The sequence below is a fragment of the Phycisphaeraceae bacterium genome (assembly GCA_040222855.1).
Taxonomy (GTDB): domain Bacteria; phylum Planctomycetota; class Phycisphaerae; order Phycisphaerales; family Phycisphaeraceae; genus Mucisphaera.
The window spans coordinates 110504-130311 of record JAVKCD010000019.1; the positions used below are offsets into that span (position 1 = coordinate 110504).

Below are 19808 nucleotides of genomic sequence, written 5' to 3' on the forward strand. Positions count from 1 at the left end.
ACCCCACTACCTAGCACTACCTAGGAAATACTTATTCTCGCACGCGCGGACTGCGAAACAATGCTCAGAGCCATATTAATGACGCAGTCGGTATTTACTGGGTAGCGCTGGGTAGTGGGTCTACGCCGCCTCATGCGCACTTCCAAACAGTTCGGTCTTCAACTCTATGCCCTCATAGAAGTAGCCGTGGTTGTCCCTACGCCTCGTGATGCCAGGCACCACGGCACGCAGGTCCCGCCCAAAAACGGATTTACTGAGGTGGTGAGACATGCCTTCAGCTGTACAGAACCGGACAAACTCATCGAAAAGAGCGTTGGCATAGGCCCGTGAACCGGCATCAATCCGGACTCGCTGACGAACAAAGGCCCTCACCGGCGACGCCAGATCCTCGATCTCCTGAACGAGGTCTCGGCTTACTGCCGGCTCGACAAAGTGGCCACGCTCATGAAGCCTTCGATAGCCCTCAATCGCCCAGTTCAGGATGCCGGGTAGCTCCGCCTTGAGCTTATCCGTCAGCCGGCGGTCTTCATGGCCTACAAAAGAGTTGCTCAGCTGGAGCACGAGTAGCCGACGAGCAAGAGCATCACTGGCGTCGGGTAACCGTGGAACCTCGTTGGTCAGAATGACGAAACGGGTAGACAGCTTCAGCGTAACCGGCTTCTGAAACTTAATGTCCACATCAATCGGATCCTCGCCAGTGATGCTCAGCAGCCGTTCGATGAGCACCTTGATGTCCCTGCCAGCGAAGCGTGCATCTGAGACCATCGCGAGACTTTTTCCAATCAGCGTCTGTAGCCCGAACTGACCCACCAGGCTGCTGGCTGTTGGGGCGCACACGTTCGACTTACCGACGAGCTCGGCTAGAACCCTGCCGATGGTCCCTTTCCCGGACCGCGGCGGTCCAACGATCATCAGCATCTTCTGCTGACGCGTGTCCGCCGTCAGGCAGTACCCCATGTACTCCTGGAGCAGATGCATCGACTCTTCATCATCGCCGAAGAGCTGCATCATGAAGTGCAGCCACGACTCGGGCATCGTTTCTTCAGGATCAGGGTCAAAGGTGAGCGCGTTCATGGAGAAGTACCGAGGTGTGGCCCCAACGCTACGGCCTGTAGGCAAGTGTAAGAGTTGGGTCTGACAGGCAAGAACCTCTTCGACCGGGAACGGGGGCTCACCCTCGAGCCACTGGCCAAGCTCGATCTTGTCGTCGAGGTAGACGTAGTCGCGTATCGAGTCGAGGGCCTGCTTAACTGTGGCGGGGTTAGACTGAAAGGGTTCGGTTGACATCTCCTTGGTCGCCTTATCGACCACGGGCCTCACCGCCTCGGCCAACCACTCCTGTAGGTGATGCCGGATCGCCTCGTCCTCAATCTGGACGTATCGGCCTTCGCGCCACGCCAGAAACATCCCCTTGTAATGATGAAGCGTCCGGTCTTCCTCGTGTTGGTAGAACTCTTTCACATAGGCTTCAGCCGTTGGCCTTGTCTGCTTTGTGGACAAGACCACCCGCCCGGACCCTGGATCGTGCTGACCGAGAACAAGACTCTCAGTCATGATCGTCTCCAATACCGTGGGCAGCAGGTGGGGCGACGGCTCCAGTTCCGGGTTCAAGCTCACGTCTCAGGAGGCGCACATCCCCACCGAGTTGATTCAGTCGGTCAACGACATCGCCCTTGGGCGGCAAGTGGGGCAGCTGCAGAATCCCGACTCGGGCGGGAGGTTCGAGGAGAGACAAACCGCCAGAGAGCTGCTGAGCGAATTTCTCACCCGGAGGATCGTTGTCGGGAAGCAGGATCACACGTCGGCCGGCCAGCGGTGCCAGGTCTGCATGATGCACCGCCTGGCAGCCCCCTGGCGTGGTTGTGGCCATCAAGCCCAGCGAAGCCACTACGTCAGCGGCTTTTTCACCCTCGGTGACGAAGATTGTTTCGTCCAAGGACGATGCAAGTAGCTCGGGAAGGCGGTACAGCGGTCGCGGCTTGGGCATGGCCCCGTGTACCCATGCGTTGTCGATACGGGATACCGGCAGGATCAGCTTGGTCCCGTGCTTGAGATCCCACCTCAAAACAACACCTACGGGTTCACCGCGATCATCCCGGTAGACCCACTCGGCAGATCGCTTGCCATGGCGTCGCTCGAGCTCCGCGACAACCTCCTTGGCTGTGGAAAACATGAGTTTGTGGCGGGACGGCTTGGGGCCACGTACTGGGCGATGAGGCCGCCCGGCGGTGGCGCTGTCGGGCAGCGTCGATTCCTCTGGCATGAGCGACGTAAAGTCCAATCCGATTGCTCGGAGAACATCTCGTGTGTCACAGCCGGCGAAGCAATGAACCAAGATCCTGCCGGAACCACCTCGCCGGATCGATAGGCTCGGCTTTTGGTCAGCATGGGCCGGGCATAGGGTCATGTAGCCGCCTGAGGAGGCGCGAACTCCCTCAAGCCGCTGCAGCAGGGCTTCGAACTTATCCATGACGCGTCCCCCCTTGCCGATTCTTATTTCGCTGGATGAAATCTTTGAGGTCCGCGGGGTCGATGCGGACCGAGCCGCCGATACGCACGGCAGTGAGATGACCCTCGTGCACCAGCTGCCAGATGGTCCGATCCGTTAGGCCAAGGTAGGCTCCGGCTTCCTTGTAGGTCAGCAGCCGGGGTGGCAGCGGGGTGCGGTCAGTCTCCATGACGCACCCCCGTTTCCATAGCCCGCTCCGCGAGCAGGCGGGCAAGCGTCGGCACGTGCACCAAGATGACTTGGCCGGCACGTAGGACAGGTAGACGACCGGCTTCAATCTCCTCGCGAAGCCATCCGGCCGGGATCGATAGCCTGCGAGCCGCTTGCTCAAGCGGGATCAGGTCCGATGGGAGAGGGAAGTTGATCATGCTCGAAGGTTCGAGCATTTCCCCGGTCAGAAAGGTCGCTCTTGGGTCAGCGTAAGGTCGTTATTGGGTTTTTTGGGTCGGAACGGACGTTTATGGGTCGCTCTTGGGTCGGCGCAAGGTCGACCCAAATCTAAGGACTGCTGGGTGCTCTGATCTAATAAAATCGTTGTATGTTTGCCGACCACTATCCGTAAGCTGTATGCCTTGGTTTCTGCCGTCTGGTCGGCAGATCAGCGGAGGATCAAAGGTCTGTTCTAGCCTCTTTGCCGCCCGCTTAATTGCGGTTGCTCCTCTTACTTCATTCTTAGGCAGTCTGGGTTGTAGCTCTAGGAGTTTGATCTTGCTCTTAGGAGGCAGCTGTCCAAGAACAACCAGGATCGCGACTTCAGTGCCGTTCAGAGCTGGGCTATCCTTATCAGTATGTGTAGTTTGCAGTGATTTCTCTTGGTTAGTTTTTACTGAAGACCTCTCGGCCTCTGCACCGCTGGGCTTTGGCGCTTCAGTTCCAAGTTCACTCTGCTCACTAAGCTCAAGAGATGGTGGTTTTTGCTTTCCAGTTGCATGAAACCATTGGGTCGCCTCGGCAAGAGTCAATTGCTTACACTCGATAACCTCATGCCACTTATTTTTCTTGTCTGCCTCGGTGTAAGAAACACGAACGAGACTCACGAAACCGAAATCTGCTGTCTCATAGACGAATGTCTGAACAAGATAAATCAATCCTTCATTGCTGAAGACTTCAATCTTCTCCCACCTATTGACTGCCTGATCTTCAGGCACAAACGAAGTGCCATCAGCAAGGCCGTAGCTCTCCCGCTCGAAGGGAAACTTTGTCATATGTCTAGATTATCAGGCTAATGACCGAACGCAGACGGAGGCTGGACCCAGTTGGCCGTGGTCATGGCATCGAATCGATGACTTCCTGATTTGGTGCCCGATCGATCCCCGTCACCACCTGGAACTTGACCTCACCACCGATCTTGGCTTCAGCTCGCTCCCCGAACTTCTTCGGCAGCATCCGCGCCAGCACCCACTTCCGCGTGTCGATTCGCAGCCGGCTCCGCGCGATGTGCTCGCGGTTGGCCTTGTAACCCGGGTTCTCGGGATCGTGACGTTCGACCCAGTCGTTGCGGCCGTCGTCGGCGATCTCCAGGATCTCGTCCGCGAGGAGCTCGTACCCGATGTCTCGGGCTCGCTTGTACTGGTCAAAAAACTCCGGGTGCTTATCCAGCCAGGCGATGACCGTCGGACGGGAGGGCATGTCGGGGGATCGACAGATCGATCGCAGGGACTCCCCTTCCGCAAGCCGCTCGCAGATCCTTTCCGCCAGCGTCTTGGAGTACGACGACGGGCGGCCGGGGCGTCGGGTTGGATTTTGTTCGGCCATGACACAAGGATATCCGTTCGCGAAGGATCTTCAATCGCATGCGGTGGCGAGGTGGACAAGAAAGCATCTTTACACAGTGACCTAAGTAAACCCTTGGAAGATATAGCATTAAAGTTGAAATGTCCCTGAGCGTCACTCGATCTGCGTCCTTTGCACTGGCTATGCTTCCTCAAACCCGAAGGACTCGAACTTCAAAGTCCTGCAGTTTTCCGTCACATCACGAACGGTCTTGTCTGAAGCTCCGTCCGGCAGCTTGGCTTGGATTTCGAGGGTGATCTCCACCTCCGCATCCACGAGTTTGGTCAAGTGCTGAATCACCTCATCGGCGATACGAGACGCATCGCGACCCGCACGTAGCGAGTCCAGCTGTACCGAACCGTAGAAGCGTCGATAGACGGGCTTGGCTGGTTCCGGGGGTTGAGTGCCGCCGCCGGACGAGCTGCCGGTGGTCACGGTCTCGCGACCAGTGGCGTTCGTAGCTGCTGCAGTGCCCTGGCCGTTCGAGCCATTCCCAGTCCCCGTGGACGCTGCCGCCGCAGCGGCCTCTGCGTCCATCTGGGCCTTGGCGACCTCCGCCTTGATCAGCATGCTCTGGCCGTCAGCGAGCACCCGTACTGACCTGCCGGATTGGAGGCCGATGTATCGCTGGGCCTTCTCGTCCCAACTGTCAGCATAGGCGAAGGTGTCGCTCTGCCACGTCAGGCGACTTAATCCGTCGCGGATGGCCGCGATCAGCACGTCGGGACTTTGCAGACGTGGTAGGTACAGGTAGGTCGCAAAATCGTCCACCAGTTGCTTGACGCTCACGTGATCGCCACGCCAGAGCGGCACGCGGTCCAGTTCCAGACGCAGCCGCGTCCCACCCAACTGCGCCAGCAGGAGCTCTTCGTTCGCGAGCTTCTTGGACGCCCGGTTCGCCAACGACTCCTGGCCTTGCTGGCGAATCTCGATCCACTCTGGCTGGGCCTTGGGGTCTGGCTGGCTCGGCACCAGCAGCCACTGGTACGTCTCCGGGATACGAGCCTTCACAGTCTCGTCGGCGTTTCGGCACTTCGTTTCCGCCTGTTTGGTCTGGAAGTTGTCCAGGTTGAGCTGCTCCCGCTCGTCCCAGATCGACGTCCAGGCCAGGTACTGCCGGACCGCCTGCAGAAGCTCCTTCTGCCGCGTGGCATCCGCCGCCAGGAAGACGATGGAGTTGCGATAGTTCCTCGGGCTGGACCCACGCATGTCCAGGATCGCCTGTGCTTCCTGGCGTGCCAGACTCTCGGGCTGGTTCTTCGTGTGGGGGAACTCCGGCCCAAGGATGACCAGACGGGCTTCGCGGTCGTCCACCACATCGCTGCTGGCCACGCACGCGTGGACCTTGCTGAACTCGCCTCGATACTGAGCCTCCTTGCGCAGCCGCTTCACGACCTCGTCGATCACGTCGTGCTCGTGAAGTTGCGTCGCCCGGTCCTCGGCCAACCGTGTCACCGTTGGCTGCGTGGAATACCAGTAGCGGGCACCATCCACGTACAGGTACGTCGCCTTGTCGGTCAGCCGCCGCAGGGCGTCACCGAACGTCGCCACGGCCTCGCCCGGCTGCACGCAGCCAAGTTTCACATGCCGCTCGTCGATGCCGCGATTCGCCGCCTTCTGGATCGGAGCCGAACCCATGTAGATCGTTCGGGACACGCGCCGGCAGGCCGAGTACCTCCCCAGCGTGCCTGGGTTCTCCCGGTCGACGTTCAGCGGCAGTGAATGCTCGCCGTCCACATCCTTGCTGATCACAGCATCCCACTGGTCCTCCAGATAGTGTGCAAGTTCAGAGCGAACATTGGGGTCATCAAGCGGCACCGTGGCGGGCATGATCAGCAGATTGCTGTCCTGCCGCTCCCACAACGCGTGGATCACCGCCGCCATCAACCGCAGCACGCCGCGAGTCCGTTGGAACTTATCCAGTGTTGACCAGTCGTCATAGAGCCGATCGAACAACTCCGGGTGAATCGGGTACGCCATCTTGACTCGGCGTTCGTACTCACCCTCGCGGCATTCCGAGGGGAACTCGTTCTGCTGCGCCCCATACATGTCCACGAATGTCCGGGCCACCAGGTCGCGCTGGGCAAACAACTTGTTGTCGCCAATCGGTTCGAACAGTCGCCGCCGCACAATCTCAAAGCCCTCGTCCGGGCTCGCCGGTCGCCACGACGACTCGACGCGGCCGATGGCGTTCTTCAGCCGCGCCAACGCCTGCTGGCCCCAGTTCCCGCCGATCTCGTTGTCCGACGCCGGGACGCTCACCACCAGCAGCGTGTTCTTCGCCGCCTTGGCACTCTCGCTCAGCGCTTGGGCAAAGGTAAACTGTGTGTCAAAGGTTCCAGCCGGCAGTTTGCTACCCTCATGCAACTGCCGTGCGTAGGCGACCCATTCGTCAATCAGGATCAGGCACGGCGAGTACTTGTTGAACAGTTCCTTCAGCGTGTCGCCGGGGTTCGTGGCGTTCTCATCATCGCCGCGAACCATCTCGTAACCTTCCTTGCCGCCAAGCTGCCAGGCGATCTCGCCCCAGAGTGTGTGGACGACCGTGCCGTCCTCCTTCTTGCTGGGCTTGCCGGGCGAGATCTTCGTGCCCACCAGCACCGCCCGCCGCACGTTCTGCGGCAGACCTTTGACCTCCGCCTCGGTGATCACGTTGTCCACGCCCGCCAGGTCGCCCGCCTTCGCGCCGCTGAGCATGTGCCACAGCGCCAACATCGAGTGTGTCTTGCCGCCGCCGAAGTTCGTCTGAAGCTCGACCACCGGGTCGCCGCTTGAGCCACCATCTCCAGGCGTCAGCCGTCGCAGGGCATTGACCAGAAGCTGTTGCAGGCCACCGGTGATGAACGTTCGCCGGAAGAACTCCACCGGATGCTGGTACTCGCTCACCGCCTCGCCCTGGTACACCTGCCACAGGTCCGCCGCGAATTCCGCCTGCTGATAACGACCGCTCGCAACATCCTTGTGCGGCGTGACGATCTCCCGCCACGGCCGCAGGTTGCCCGACGGCTGGCCCTCGATCGGCAGCATCTTTTTCTTCTCGTCGCGCCGCTGCTGGTCGAACTTCGTCCGCATCAGCTCCGTCTTGATCGCGTTGGCCTTCTCCGCCTGGTCGCCCGCCGACACCGCCAGCAGCAGCCGCTCGATGCTGTCCAGCGCCCGGTAGCCGTCATCGCTGTTGAACGTGTTCTGGTGCGCCCAGCGGTTGCGGATGTCCCGCAGTTCCGACACCAGCGACCGCTCGGCCGGCCCCAGCGTGTTGCGGAACACCGTGTTCCACTGGTCCCACATCACCGTCAGCAGGGCCGTGGTGTCCCAGTGAATCTCGTCACTTCCGGGGGCGGTCTTGCCGCGAGTCTTGTTGTCGAGGATTTCCAGGACGACGCCCGTCCACTTCTTGTCGTGGTGGGCCTTCATCTCCCGCTCGACGAACGGCCGCAGGCCGTCGTTCAGCAGTTCCAGTCCTTCGCCAACACGTGCGTGATTTGTCTTTGCCATGGTTCCAATCCACTCTCAGCACGGATGTGCTGACTTAAACATCCTCAGCACGGTCGTGCTGACTCGAGCAGTTACTCAAACAACCCCGCCGACTTGGCCGGCTTGGACGCGCTCACCGTTCGTGACAGTTTGCTGATCTCGCTCCAGGCGATGACCAGGCTGTTGTAAGCCAGGGCTTCCTGCGCCCAGCCCTTGCGTTCGCAGATGCTGTAGAGGCGGTACGCCAGGTCGCGGGCCATCTCGCCGTAGTCGCCGCCCAGACGAGCCAGCAGCTCAGCCGCCGACAGCTCGCCTTCGTTCTGCAGACGGCGGATCAGGTGCTGCATCGCCTCCCAGCTCGTCGCCCGGGCGTCCGTGGTCGGGTTCCAGTCTTCGGGTAGTGATTCGCGTGGGATCAGCTTGACCTTCCCGCCGCGCGCGGTGATGACCCCGGCCTCGACCAGGCCCTGCACGCTGGTGTTCTTGGCCTTGCTGAGCGTCTCGGCCACGCCGTAGGGGCCTTCCTGCACGCCGTGCGTCTCGAACCACGCCACCGCCCAGCGCGTGTCGCCGTCGAACTCGCCTTCCTGCTCGGCCAGCACTTCGTCTAACATCTGGTTGATGATCGTCAGAGCCGCTCGCACGGTCATTGCCTCGCCGTCTGACTCGACGACCTTGCTGTATCTGCTGAAGACCGCCATGCCCGGACCGATGGCGGCTTGGGCGAGGTCCACGGGCGCAATGTTGCCGCTCTGGAGTTTCTTCATGGCGTCCGGCAGTTCTCGCTTGAGCGCGTTGAGGAACTCTCGACGCGTTGCCATCGGCGCATCCTCTGCCCGAGGTACGCATGCCAAGACAACTGAGGATGCGAGCACATTTGTACCGGTCTTTAATCCCTGGTCTCGCTCAGTACGCATGGGCCAAGTCCCAGCGATAGCAAAGCCATGATCTATAATTCCGAACAGAAATGTCTCCCAACCAGTAGATGCCGTCCCTGTACTGTCCGTCTCGGCTTGCTTGAATGCATAGAAGATTGTGGTTGGGTAATCCGCAACACTGTTCTTCCTCCATTGCGAGATCGCAATCGCCAACTGGGCCTCAAAGAACGACGCAGCTTCAGCCTTGTTGCCTCCGTGCCTGTACCTACTAGCAATCATTTCTTCGCTCTTTGGTGTAAGCAGCGTGCTGAAGAGTTGCGGATAGATGGACCGGAGGCTGTTGCGCATCCACAAGTAGAAGAAGTCACTGAGGTCGGCGTAGCCGATATTGTCGTAATACGGCGGGTCCGTTGATACGATTCCTTTTCGAAGCTGCGAGGTTGCATTTAGCTGTTCGACATCAGACTGTCCTGACGCCGGGAGCAGCGGCAGAATTTTGGCGATGTTCTTGCAGGATTCCCCAAAATCACCTGCCGCGCCAGCAAATGGATTGACTTCAGGAAAGTCCCACGTCATAGGCAGAGCTTGGCGACCAAATGCATTGATTGACTGACCGCGTGTCGTTGACCAAATCGACGCCGTTGAAAGGCTATTGGCAGTGCGGCTCACAACAAGTCCGAGATACGTTGCCACGGCGTCCGCATAGTTGTCAGCTGGACCTGTTTTCAATGCTGTCTTGTCCGTCCGCATTTCTGCAGTGACGCTTGCAGCGTCTGCAGCGATTCGCGTCCTTGCATCACTCACGAGCGTGCTTAGGGTATGCATCGCTGTAAGCTGGCGCGGAGTGAACAGTTGCCACCATTCGCTAATGCCGTAGCCACGCCCACTCACTAAGTCTGGACATTGGTCTGGCATCGCCTCAGTTAGAAGGCCTTCGGGCCTAGGTACATCAGCAGCCGAGGCTAGCTCGTCTGTCGGGGTGAGATAGAGGCGCTCCCGCTTGCCATCACAAACAACAGCCATGAGTCGTGTAGAGTCGTTGTGGGACTGAAACTGCTGTCGGGTATAGCTCTTATCGATGACTGTACCAGAGAGCACACAGCGAAAGCTCGCGCCTTTTCCGAGCTTCGTTCCTTCAGCCGGGTCGTACTTGTCGTCTGGACATCCAAGGCACACGCGGAACGAGTAGTCTTGGTCTTTCTTGTCGATGTCCACTCGAACGTACGCTTCCTTACCCTTCTTCTTGCTCAACCAGAATGATCCGGCTAGAGGCACGTGTTGTCCCGCAAAAGAGGGATCGGGACTCGGCACGGTTCTGGCCCACAAGCACGCAATCACAGTCAACTCATGCCCAACGTAGTCCTTCAAGTCCGGCCGATCCTTGGCCATCTCCTTCGTGATCTTCACCTTCGGGTAGAGGTGGCCGATGCGTTTCTCGGCCTCGTCGCGCATCCACTTGCCGTAGTAGCGGACATCCTCGGCGAGGCCCTCCGCGCCGTGGTAGCGGGCGGTCTTGAGCTTCTTCTGGGCTTCCGGATTCACCGGCGGCTGGTTGGCGAACTTGGGCGGAATCTCGATCAGCGCCTTGTTGATCAGCACCGGCACCGGGTTTAGATCACTGGCATAGGCGCGCAGGCCCAGCCGTTGGGCTTCCAGCGGTATGCTCCCGCCGCCGGCGAACGGGTCGAGCACGGGCGGCGCGTAGGTGGCCAGGAAGTGGTTGACCACCTCCGGCGGGCAGAGGCGCGTGGTGCGGTTGTCGAGGGCTTCGAGGTCGCCGTTGCCGTAGATGATCAGCTCCCAAGCCGTGCGGAACTCGCCGGAGATCGGCCCCTTGGGATGCGGCTTGCCCTCATCCTTCCCGTGGATGATCGTGTCCTTCTGGAGCTTGCCCTCCTCGATGAGCCGACTGGCCACGCAGCGGGCAATTTCCGCCCGGGCGGCGTTGATGACGCGGTCGTTGTTGGAGTTCTCCCACTTGACCAGCTCTTCGATCAGGTTGAAAAGCTGCGCCCGCTTCAGCCCGGCCCGCTCCTCATCGACGCTGCCATCGGCGTTGCGATACGCCGGATCGGAGTCCGGATCGTCGACAAGCTGCGCGAACAACACCGCCCGACAAGCAGCCAGCGGTCGCCGCGCCCACCACAGGTGCAACGTGGACGGGTGCCCGTGCCGAATCGACTTCTCCCGAGCCGATTCCTTATTGATCGCCTCCAACGGGAGCGCAACTTCGATGAGTTTCTTTCGTCGTTCAGCCATTAGTCCTTGTCACCCTTCCAGCCAAGCATGCCCTCACACATTGAGCAGCCGTGCAGATATGAGCCTTCCATATCGCCTGTGTTGTACTCGCTACACCATTCACAGACTTCGATCTCGTCCCACTCCTGCATGCAGTTCATGCAGACGTACCGGCCGTCGACCTCATAGACCTCGTCCGTCCCACATTCGCAGCAGTTGATCGGCAGCGTACCGTGGCCTGTATCATCGCCAGGCTCTTCCCCGCCAATCAGCGCGCCTGTCTCGTGAGGTGTGAAGGCGTGGCCGCATTCGGAGCAGTGGTCGTAGCCATTCTCGATCAGAACGTCTTTCTCGCAATCAGGGCACCTCACACGCATCAACGTGTTCTGGTAGCGACACACCAGGCACTGCCCGCTTGTGTATCGCTCCGTGTCCTGAAGTGCGAGAGCCTTGAACTCGCAGGCTGGACACTTCAGAACCGGGTGTCCCGCCTTGCGATGCTTCTCCAATTCCGGTTTCGCGTCTTCGAAAATCGTCTTCAGGAACTTGCGTTCTTCCCGCATCTTGCGGTCGAGCTTGCTCAGTCTCTTGTCGAATCCAGCGAACGTGTCCTTCCACACATTCGCAAGTAGCCGGTGCAGGTGCAGCCACACGCGACACTGTCGCTGAACGATGTTTCGGGGCTTCTCGTCGCCATCAAGGCCAGAGTGGAAAAAGTGGGCGATCTTGTTGCGTTCGGTAGCCAGGTCGGCGAACTCAGCAGCCGCATCCTTGGTGACGGCGGCATCCGGAGGAAGGACGCCACGAAGACGTTCGATGGCCTCCGATAGCGTGACAGACACGAAATCGCCAGACTGCAACTGGTCGAAAGTCGGGGGCTTCTTGGGCGAGACGATCAGCGTCCAGTGCTCTGCCATCAGGCGAGCCTTGAGAAAGAGTTCGACAGACGCAGCCAGATGAAGGATCGCGTATTTGGGCGAATCGTTGTGCTCTTCCACTGCCCGCTCAAAGAAGTCGAACGCGCTCTCGACTAAGCTTGTCCAGAGCGTTTCGACATCCTTTTTTCGCGTATCCCGTGAAGTCTTAGCCATTGCCTTCCCCCTTGCCGTTCTCATACACAAGCCGATACTTCGCCGGATACAGCGTCAGTTCGCCGCCGTCGCACATCTCGCGGAGGCGACGGCCGCTGATCTCCAGCGGAGTATCGTCGGCGTCGACCAGCAGGAGCGTGTACTTGTCCGGGTGCTGATCGCAGAGCTTCCAGACGTCCGCGTCGAGCTGAAGCGCATCACGCTGAATGCAGTGCTCCTTGTCCCAGTAGCACTGGAGGAGCTCACCGCCGGCCGAGCGGCGCTCCCATGGGAAGCTGTGGCCGCCAGAGACCTTGTCGATCCAACTACCGTCGGTGTGGTAGAAGCGGTCCGTTTCGTCCTTGGCGTAGCCGTTGGCCTTGGCGTAGCGCTCCATCAGGCTCGGCTTAGGAGGTTTTGGAGGCCTGGGTGGGGTCGGTGCTGGTGGAGGATCAAGAGGCTGGGAGACATCAGGAGGTTGTTGCCCTCCTGTAGGGGGTCTGATGGGTGGTGTCGGGGGCTTTGGTGGATCGACCGGAGGTTCTGATGGTGGTTCCACTGGTAAAGAGACCGCCAGAAGCTTGAAGTTCTCCTCGAGATACTCCAGCACATCCACGGGGGACCGGTTGAAGCAGTACAAGACGGCGTCGGTAATTTCCAGCTTGCTAAAGACGCGACCGATCTCCTGCGCGACCGGTTTAGCAAGCCTGGCAGGTGAGCGGTCTTCGACGTAGAGCAGGGAGTCCTTCCAGAGCACATCGATTCGGCGAGGCGTGCCTGCGGGCGTACCGTCGATGTACGGGACTGTTTGAAGCCCCGAGGCAACCTGCCAGCCGGTGCCGGCCAGGCGGTTGGCAAGCTCGCGGACGCGGCTTGCCTCGTTCTGATCGTCGAGGGCGATGCGACGTAGCCCAGCGCCCAACGCGTTCAGCCAGGGCATCTTCTGCGGGTGGGGCAGGCCGTAGACTAGGTCCTCGAAGCGGTCTTCAATACTCTGGGCCAACGGCCGCAGCGCCGAGAATGGATGCAGCTTGCACACGTCGGCCGAGAGCTTCTGAAGGTCGGCGGTCTTCTTCTTGATCGCCTTGAACAGATGCTTCCAGGCCACGAGCGACTGCATCGTCAGTGAGTAGACGAGGTCTTCGGTGGGCGTCCACTCGCCTTCGAGGTTAAGCCAATGGCCGCACTCACTCCAGATACGCTCGGGGTGGCGCGGCAGGAGCGAACGCACCCGCCGCACTTCATCGTCCGTGAGGCCCTTGCCGGACTCAAGGCTGGTGAGCCAGTCGATGGCCAAGTCGGCCGTGGGACGATCCGCCACGCCGACCTTGTGCCAGAGCGTGAGGTTCCGTACTGAGGGATGGACGAGGGCGGCACCGGGAACGTCCTCCTCATCCGCCGCGAGGAACACTTCGGCGGCAGTGCCCCAGTCGTTGACTTCGGTCAGGATGATCTTCTTGTCGGCGAAGGCGTCTTTGATCTCCTCGAACTCGTCGGTCGAGCACTTGTTCACCAGCTGGTCGAGGCGGTGATACCACTTCTCGACCTCGTAGAGCGGAGGGTTGTCCACCGTCGCCAGCGCCCGCAGTCGATCCAGCAGCCGATCGGGTCCGGTCGGCGTGTCTCTGACGCCAAGCATGATCAACAACGGACGCGTGGCCTCGGTGTCGAACTCGGCCCGCACGAACGGTTCAACGTCCAGCAAGGATTCGGTATCAGGCGTTCGGCGCAACAGTTCCGCCGGCTGGCAGAAATTCCCTCGTGTGTCCTGGAGGCAGGGTAAGTCACGAAACTTCGTGACCCAGGACGTAAGCAACGGCTCCGATGTGATCGCACGGAGATTACCAGTGGTAGCCACCTGTACGATTTTGGCGCTTGCTGCTTTGCTCCAGAATGCCACAGGCTGCTGCAGAATGCGAGTCAGCAACCGGCCCCAGAAAGTCTGGTCCTCTACGGCCAAGCTTCGCCATTTCCGCCAATGCTCATCGGCGAAGTCCCAGTCCTCGACTATGAACTCGTCAGTTACGAAGTGATAGTACGGCTCACGGGCAAAGCCTTTTGCCTTGAGTGTCTCGCCAAGCTGATGGCGGCCCCAGATGCGATTACGGACTGGCATAAGCGGCACGAAAGTGAAGAGGCCGCTTCGTCCAGACGAGATCCACTTCCGCCACTCATCCTCTGTGCACGACAGCAGCACGCGGTAGTCTTCGTGCAGTGCATGTGTCTTGTACCAGTCAGCTTCGACGAGCGCGTCAAGATCATCCCGTTCGTCAGCAACGATGCAGGCGATCACTGGGCGACAATAGCCATCACGAGTGATATACTGAAAGTCCCCAGAAACCGTCGCGCCGAGCGATGCTGCTAGTTGGGCGAGCCGGATGCAGTCGTCGAGGTCGCACTGATCTTGGACATTGAAGCTCGCAGCAACTCGCTTGAGGATTACGCTTGCCTCACTCGCTTGGGAGAGTCCCAGCTTATCCAGAACGCGGATGGCGGAATCAACGTGTTTGCCAAGGGTAACGTTGTTATTCTGTTCGGCAGATCGGCGCTGATCCGTCAGATATCGAGGCCAGGTGTGCTGTAAGACCACGAGGTGAGAGGCAAGGAATGCCCAATCATCATCAGATCTAAGCGTCTTGTCTTCGGCCAAACGGACAATATCATGCGCGGCGTGAAGAACGTCCTGACCTTCTACGGGGCAGATTTTAAGTCCATAGTGTTTCGCTCCATGCTGATACCCGGTGATCTCAGGTGCTACAAAGCTCCATAGGAGTAGGAGTTTAGCCCAGCTATCGGGGCGCGGCAGGTGCTTCGTGTTCAGTGTGTCAAGTATCGTCTCTCGAGAAAGTTGGTGCGCACATCCCCAGTGGACGAGCTTGGCGCGATCATCTGAGTTTATGCAGCGAGCTAACGGGGGCCTCTTATCGGAGTCGAAGAAGGATGACACCTGCTCGGCATTCCACACATCCATAATTACGGACGGAGCGGCAAGCACCTGACCCCAAGTTCCAAGCGAAGCGCACTCGGTCAGAAGAAACTCACGCTCTTGAAGTCCATCCTCAATAGCCTTTTCTACCAACGCCGCACACGAACCCTCGATGGAGTTGTCATCCCGATCTACGTCGGAAAGAAGGCGATACGCCTGCGCCCGCTGATCGGCCTCCAGCGTTTCGTCGCTGACCCAAGCCAGCAGCACCTTGGCTGCGAGTTCCCCAGCACGGTGTAGCAACCACCGATTGGTTGGCGAGATCTCCGGGTCTTTGATCTTGACGCGAGCCGGGTCCTGCACGAACGGTGCATTGCATGCGAAGGGCAAATCTGTGGTGACGCCAGTCGGAAGGATAACGAACAGCCGTCCCTCTAAGCCAAGCACGATCTCGACCCGGCAAGGCGGGAACGTCGAGTCCTCATCGACAGATACCATCCGCTCCTGCCTGATCTCCTCAAGGGCTTCGGTGGGGAAGTCTTCGGCTGACGACCGAATCAGAAGATGTTTCTTCTCAGGGCTTGAGGACAGCGACATCCATTCCGAGTCCGGGATAGGTCCAGCGCCTTGAGACTCCCAGCGCACCTCCTCATCGCCGATGCGGAGACTCCGAATGTGGTGGAAGAACAGGAGAGATGCAGGGCTTCGCAGCCACTCCTTCAGGTTCTTCTCCAGGTCTCGTCGTCGATGCTCGTCCTTGATGGCAACTTCGACCGACGTGCGGGACGGGTGTTTTGCGATGTCACACCAGACCGGCTCGGTAAAGCGTTCGCGATGGAAGGCGACAGAAAGGGTTGGTGTGGCCAGGCAAACTTGGTCGCCAAGGCTGAACGTGCTCTTGAAGCCAATACCACGGAACCCGATCGTGTGCAGTGCTCGCTTGTTCGAGTATCCGAAGCGACACAGAGACGCGAAGTGCTCGGCAGTGAAATCCTCGCCGTTGTGCGTGAACACGAACTCCCCATCCTGCAGGTCAACGGCGGCTTCGGTCGCGCCCGCATCGTCAGCATTCTGAAGCAGTTCCGAAACGACGTGGCGCGGACTCTGCACCTGCTTGAATAGCTGATGCCAGGGGCCTGCGAGCTCGGGGTCCTGTTCCAGTTGAACCCAGCGTCCGGCGGCTCTCTCGCGAATGCTCTCGAAATAGTCGGGCTTGCGACTCACGCTGGCGGTCCCCCCTGGGCGATGAGTTCGGACAGCTTGTAGTTGACGCTTGTGACGGCGAAATCCGGCTCGCGGCTGAAGGGCTGGCGCACATAGCAGGGAATCGCGGCCTCACCATCGACCTCGACGATGGCAAGAATGAACTGCTCCGGCTTGTTCAGAGCGGTCAGAATCTCGTTCTTCGTGACTGTGACGGTATCCGCGCCCTTCACCCGACCCTTGACCTCAATGAATCGCAGGTGCCCGTCGTTGCCCGACACCTTCGACTCCACGTCATAGCCGCATTTGTCCGCCGACACGTCCGACGGTTCGAAGCCGAGTGCTCGCTCCGCATCCATCACAGCCTTCATGGCGGCCGCTTCCACTAGTGCGGTCTCGCGAGCGAACGTGTCGGGCTGGCCACTCGACCCCTTGAGGCGACGGATCAGCCCCATCGGGATGATCATCGCACCCCCGATTACGTTCGGAGGCAGCGGCGATACGCGTCGCTCCTGAGCCAACTCATCCATGCGTTTCTGGAGCCGACTGGTGAGTTCATCTGCTCGCTGCCTGGCTTTCCCAGAGTTGATTTTCGCGTTGGATTTCCCAGCGAGTTCCTGCTCCTTGAGCTGCTCCGCTCGATGATCCCAATAGTTGATCTCTGCCGTGAGCCTGGCTTTCACCGCCTCGACGGTCTTGTCAACCAGACTCTCCTTTCGTTGCTTCACTTCCGCGAGATGACGAGGAACGAGATTGGCGACGGCGAAACCCATCGCCTTCGATTCGATGTGTTCGCGCAGCCATTCGGGCTCAGGTATCTGGTCCAGCAGGGAGTGCTCGTCATCTTGCGGCGGGCGATAGTCCAGATAAGGCGCGAATCCTGCGTTGCGCACCTCTTCGCCCTGGTTCACCTCGACGAACTGAACCTGCCGCGAGACCACGCGCCTATTGCCGGACCGGTCAGTCCTGGCATCTTGTATCGAATGCTCCAGATACACCAGCGCCCGGACCTCCTCTCCTGCGTCGGCTTCGTCAACGAGAACTGTGCCCTGTTTGAGCAAGTCACGATGGCGTTCGATGACCAAGTCAATCGTGGCGTCGAGCAGTGGGTGGCCTGGACAAACGAACTCAGCCACCGGCTTGCCTCCGACGCTGATCAGGTCCTTTTCGAATGTGATACGCTCATATTTCGTAAGGACGGGGTCACGCATGCCGATCAGACGGTCGCGATTCCTGATCACTGCGGGGACGTGGGTAATTTCAAACCGCTTGGGCTCCCGCTCGCGTGCTGTGCCGCCCAATCGCTTGAACGCTTCAAGGAAGAATGCGGCGATGAAGTGCGGCTGAAGGCGACGTGCCTCGGCTCGCTCCATGTCCTCACGAATCTGCTGGACGCGCGTGGCGTCCATGGAATCGTGCGCGAGCGCGTGTTCTTCGATGAGGGAGCGAAGCTTGTCACGATCCAGAGCCGTGTCGACAACTTGATCCAGGCGGGCGCGAACGTCCGGCTGATCGCCGTAGCGAATCGCCTCCAAGAGGAGATCACGAAGCGGCTTGTCGTTGAAGGTGACCTTGCCGAGGATGTCAAACACCTTGCCGCCGAGAGCTTCACGCTCCTGCTCGATCTTTTCAAGGAGCCTCCGGTAGACGTCGCCTTCGCGAGTTTCAGAAGCTACAAGGTTCCAGCAGTGGCAAACCTCCGTCTGGCCTATGCGGTGAATACGGCCAAACCGCTGCTCAAGACGATTGGGGTTCCATGGCAGGTCGTAGTTGACCATCAGGTGGGCGCGTTGGAGGTTGATGCCTTCGCCAGCCGCGTCTGTCGCCACCAATACTTCCACATCGCGATCCTGGGTGAACAGGGACTGAGCCTTTCGGCGATCTTCCCGACCCATACCGCCGTGAATCATTACCACGGCTTCGGGCTTGCCGATCAGAGAGCCGATACGGTCGCGCAGGTAATTCAACGTGTCACGATGTTCGGTGAAGATGATCAGCTTGCGCCGGTGACCATGCGCATCGAACATCTCCGTCTGGTTCTGTAACAGACGCGACAGCTCGTCCCATTTGCGGTCACTGGTCGATTGGCGCACACGAAGTGCAAGTTTCTCCAGGTCGGATAGGATCGCAATCTCGGCCTTCAGTTCCGCGATCGTCCTTGCTGCCGACGCCTGATCAACGACATGTTCTTCGGTCGCCTCGACTTCCTCCTCAGGCGCATCTTCCAGGTCCTCTAGGTCATCCTCGGTGAACGAGGGAAGATCGGGACTCCAACCCAAAGAGACCTCCGCACCCCGCTTGAGCAGCTCTTCCTCCCGGCAGCGCTTCTCAAGGCGTTCACGGCGGCGACGCAGGGACTGATAGATTGCCTCAGGCGATGAAGCAAGCCGTCGTTGTAGGATGGTGAGTGCAAATCCGACTGTGCCTTTTCTGCCGTCGTTCGCCAGTTGCTCGGCTCGATTGAACTCCTCGCGGACATATGCGGTGACCTTTGCGTAGAGTTCCGCCTCTGCATCGGACAGCTTGTACTCCACGGTGTAGGCGCGTCTCTCCGGGAACAGCGGTTTGCCGTCAAACTTCAGGAGGTCTTCCTTGACCATTCGCCGCATCAGATCAGACGTGTCGACGGAATGGACACCATCCCTAAACTTGCCCTCAAATCGGTCGCCATCCAGGAGAGACATGAACAACTGGAAGTCCTCTTCCTTACCGTTGTGGGGTGTTGCCGTAAGGAGCAGGAAATGCCGCGTTAGCGTCGATAGCAGTTGGCCAAGCTGATGCCGCTTCGTCCGCTTGATCTCACCGCCCCAGAAAGAAGCGCTCATCTTGTGCGCTTCGTCGCAGACAATCAGATCCCAGTCAGTCGCACGGAGCTTTTCCTGAACGTCCTCGTTGCGGCTCAGCTTGTCAAGACGACAGACAGCGAGGGGGTTCTCGTTGAACCAGTTACCTGTGCGAGCGGCTTCGTACTTGTCGTTCGTCATGATCTCGAATGGCAGATGAAAGCGTCGATAAAGTTCGTCCTGCCATTGCTCGACCAAATTGCCCGGACACACAACCAAGCACCGTTGGAGATCGCCTCGCGCGAACAGCTCTTTTATCAAGAGACCAGTCATGATCGTCTTGCCGGCACCGGGATCGTCGGCAAGCAGGAAGCGCAATGGCTGCCTTGGGATCATCTCCTCATAGACGGCCGTGATCTGATGAGGTAGGGGATCAACCAAGGACGAGTGAACTGCGAGTAGCGGGTCGAAGAGATAGGCCATTCGGATGCGGTGGGCTTCTGAGACAAGACGAAACAGGTCAGCGTCACCATCGAAACTCCAAGGCTTGCCATCTTGGAGAACCTCCAACTCCCCCTCCCGGTCGCGATAGACAAGTTCGCTGCCGAGTTTTCCGGAGCTGTCTTTGTAGGTCAGCTCGATTGCTACCGTCCCGATCCAAGACACGTCTACGACGGTCACAAAGCCATCAGGCATGATGCCTTTGACTACCGCCCCCCGTGTGATGTCTTCTAGTTGAGCCATCGTTGATCCTTCTTAAGCATTTTCAGCCGAATGTTTCTTTGCCCTAGTTCGAGAATTGAACGTTCTACTCATATCTCGGCCGACATCGCTGCCCCACCATTTGTGCTGGACGTTGACTTCAAGGACCAGCTTACATGTGGAGGGAACTGATATGCGCAGCGACCTGCTTTGCGGCCTTGTTCTGTTTTGGTGGCTTGCTTGTTGCAAGCA

Annotated in this window: 11 protein-coding genes; all 11 read right to left on the bottom strand. The window is 59.3% G+C overall.

The annotated features are described in order from the left end of the window. Window positions 1-120: 120 nt before the first annotated feature. Entirely contained in the window at window positions 121-1554 is a 1434-nt protein-coding gene (locus RIG82_05730; protein MEQ9460432.1) for a phage/plasmid primase, P4 family, read from the bottom strand. Further along, complete coding sequence (locus RIG82_05735) at window positions 1547-2173, bottom strand: hypothetical protein (protein ID MEQ9460433.1); 627 nt, start codon at window positions 2171-2173, stop codon at window positions 1547-1549. Before RIG82_05735 ends, RIG82_05730 begins: the two co-directional genes overlap by 8 nt. Window positions 2174-2462: 289 nt before the next feature. Further along, window positions 2463-2678 carry a helix-turn-helix domain-containing protein gene (locus RIG82_05740; GenBank protein MEQ9460434.1) on the bottom strand — a complete coding sequence of 72 codons (216 nt, stop codon included), beginning with the start codon at window positions 2676-2678 and terminating at the stop codon, window positions 2463-2465. After that, window positions 2668-2877, bottom strand: coding sequence for a hypothetical protein (locus RIG82_05745; GenBank protein ID MEQ9460435.1), 210 nt, complete (start codon window positions 2875-2877; stop codon window positions 2668-2670). The genes RIG82_05740 and RIG82_05745 overlap by 11 nt, the downstream gene beginning before the upstream one ends. A 90-nt stretch (window positions 2878-2967) precedes the next feature. Continuing rightward, on the bottom strand, window positions 2968-3714 hold the full coding sequence (locus RIG82_05750; GenBank protein MEQ9460436.1) for a hypothetical protein: 747 nt from the start codon (window positions 3712-3714) through the stop codon (window positions 2968-2970). Between the two features lie 61 nt (window positions 3715-3775). Continuing rightward, window positions 3776-4264 (bottom strand): hypothetical protein, encoded by a 489-nt coding sequence (locus RIG82_05755; GenBank protein MEQ9460437.1) that lies wholly within the window; start codon window positions 4262-4264, stop codon window positions 3776-3778. Between the two features lie 159 nt (window positions 4265-4423). Further along, a complete protein-coding gene (locus tag RIG82_05760) occupies window positions 4424-7777 on the bottom strand; it encodes a Swt1 family HEPN domain-containing protein (protein MEQ9460438.1) in 3354 nt (1117 codons plus the stop codon). A 71-nt stretch (window positions 7778-7848) separates the two neighbouring features. Then, complete coding sequence (locus tag RIG82_05765) at window positions 7849-10893, bottom strand: DUF1156 domain-containing protein (protein MEQ9460439.1); 3045 nt, start codon at window positions 10891-10893, stop codon at window positions 7849-7851. Continuing rightward, window positions 10893-11963, bottom strand: a complete 1071-nt coding sequence (locus RIG82_05770) for a hypothetical protein (GenBank protein MEQ9460440.1) — start codon at window positions 11961-11963, stop codon at window positions 10893-10895. The genes RIG82_05765 and RIG82_05770 overlap by 1 nt, the downstream gene beginning before the upstream one ends. Next, window positions 11956-16092 carry a hypothetical protein gene (locus RIG82_05775; GenBank protein ID MEQ9460441.1) on the bottom strand — a complete coding sequence of 1379 codons (4137 nt, stop codon included), beginning with the start codon at window positions 16090-16092 and terminating at the stop codon, window positions 11956-11958. Before RIG82_05775 ends, RIG82_05770 begins: the two co-directional genes overlap by 8 nt. Next, complete coding sequence (locus RIG82_05780) at window positions 16089-19598, bottom strand: helicase-related protein (protein MEQ9460442.1); 3510 nt, start codon at window positions 19596-19598, stop codon at window positions 16089-16091. The genes RIG82_05775 and RIG82_05780 overlap by 4 nt, the downstream gene beginning before the upstream one ends. Window positions 19599-19808: the final 210 nt, after the last annotated feature.

What these genes read in the sequence shown, in the direction of transcription:
- RIG82_05760 (MEQ9460438.1), bottom strand. Translation starts at nt 7,777, where the DNA reads ATGGCAAAGACAAATCACGCACGTGTTGGCGAAGGACTGGAACTGCTG.
- RIG82_05780 (MEQ9460442.1), bottom strand. Translation starts at nt 19,598, where the DNA reads ATGGCTCAACTAGAAGACATCACACGGGGGGCGGTAGTCAAAGGCATC.
- RIG82_05730 (MEQ9460432.1), bottom strand. Translation starts at nt 1,554, where the DNA reads ATGACTGAGAGTCTTGTTCTCGGTCAGCACGATCCAGGGTCCGGGCGG.
- RIG82_05750 (MEQ9460436.1), bottom strand. Translation starts at nt 3,714, where the DNA reads ATGACAAAGTTTCCCTTCGAGCGGGAGAGCTACGGCCTTGCTGATGGC.
- RIG82_05740 (MEQ9460434.1), bottom strand. Translation starts at nt 2,678, where the DNA reads ATGGAGACTGACCGCACCCCGCTGCCACCCCGGCTGCTGACCTACAAG.
- RIG82_05745 (MEQ9460435.1), bottom strand. Translation starts at nt 2,877, where the DNA reads ATGATCAACTTCCCTCTCCCATCGGACCTGATCCCGCTTGAGCAAGCG.
- RIG82_05765 (MEQ9460439.1), bottom strand. Translation starts at nt 10,893, where the DNA reads ATGGCTGAACGACGAAAGAAACTCATCGAAGTTGCGCTCCCGTTGGAG.
- RIG82_05735 (MEQ9460433.1), bottom strand. Translation starts at nt 2,173, where the DNA reads ATGTTTTCCACAGCCAAGGAGGTTGTCGCGGAGCTCGAGCGACGCCAT.
- RIG82_05755 (MEQ9460437.1), bottom strand. Translation starts at nt 4,264, where the DNA reads ATGGCCGAACAAAATCCAACCCGACGCCCCGGCCGCCCGTCGTCGTAC.
- RIG82_05770 (MEQ9460440.1), bottom strand. Translation starts at nt 11,963, where the DNA reads ATGGCTAAGACTTCACGGGATACGCGAAAAAAGGATGTCGAAACGCTC.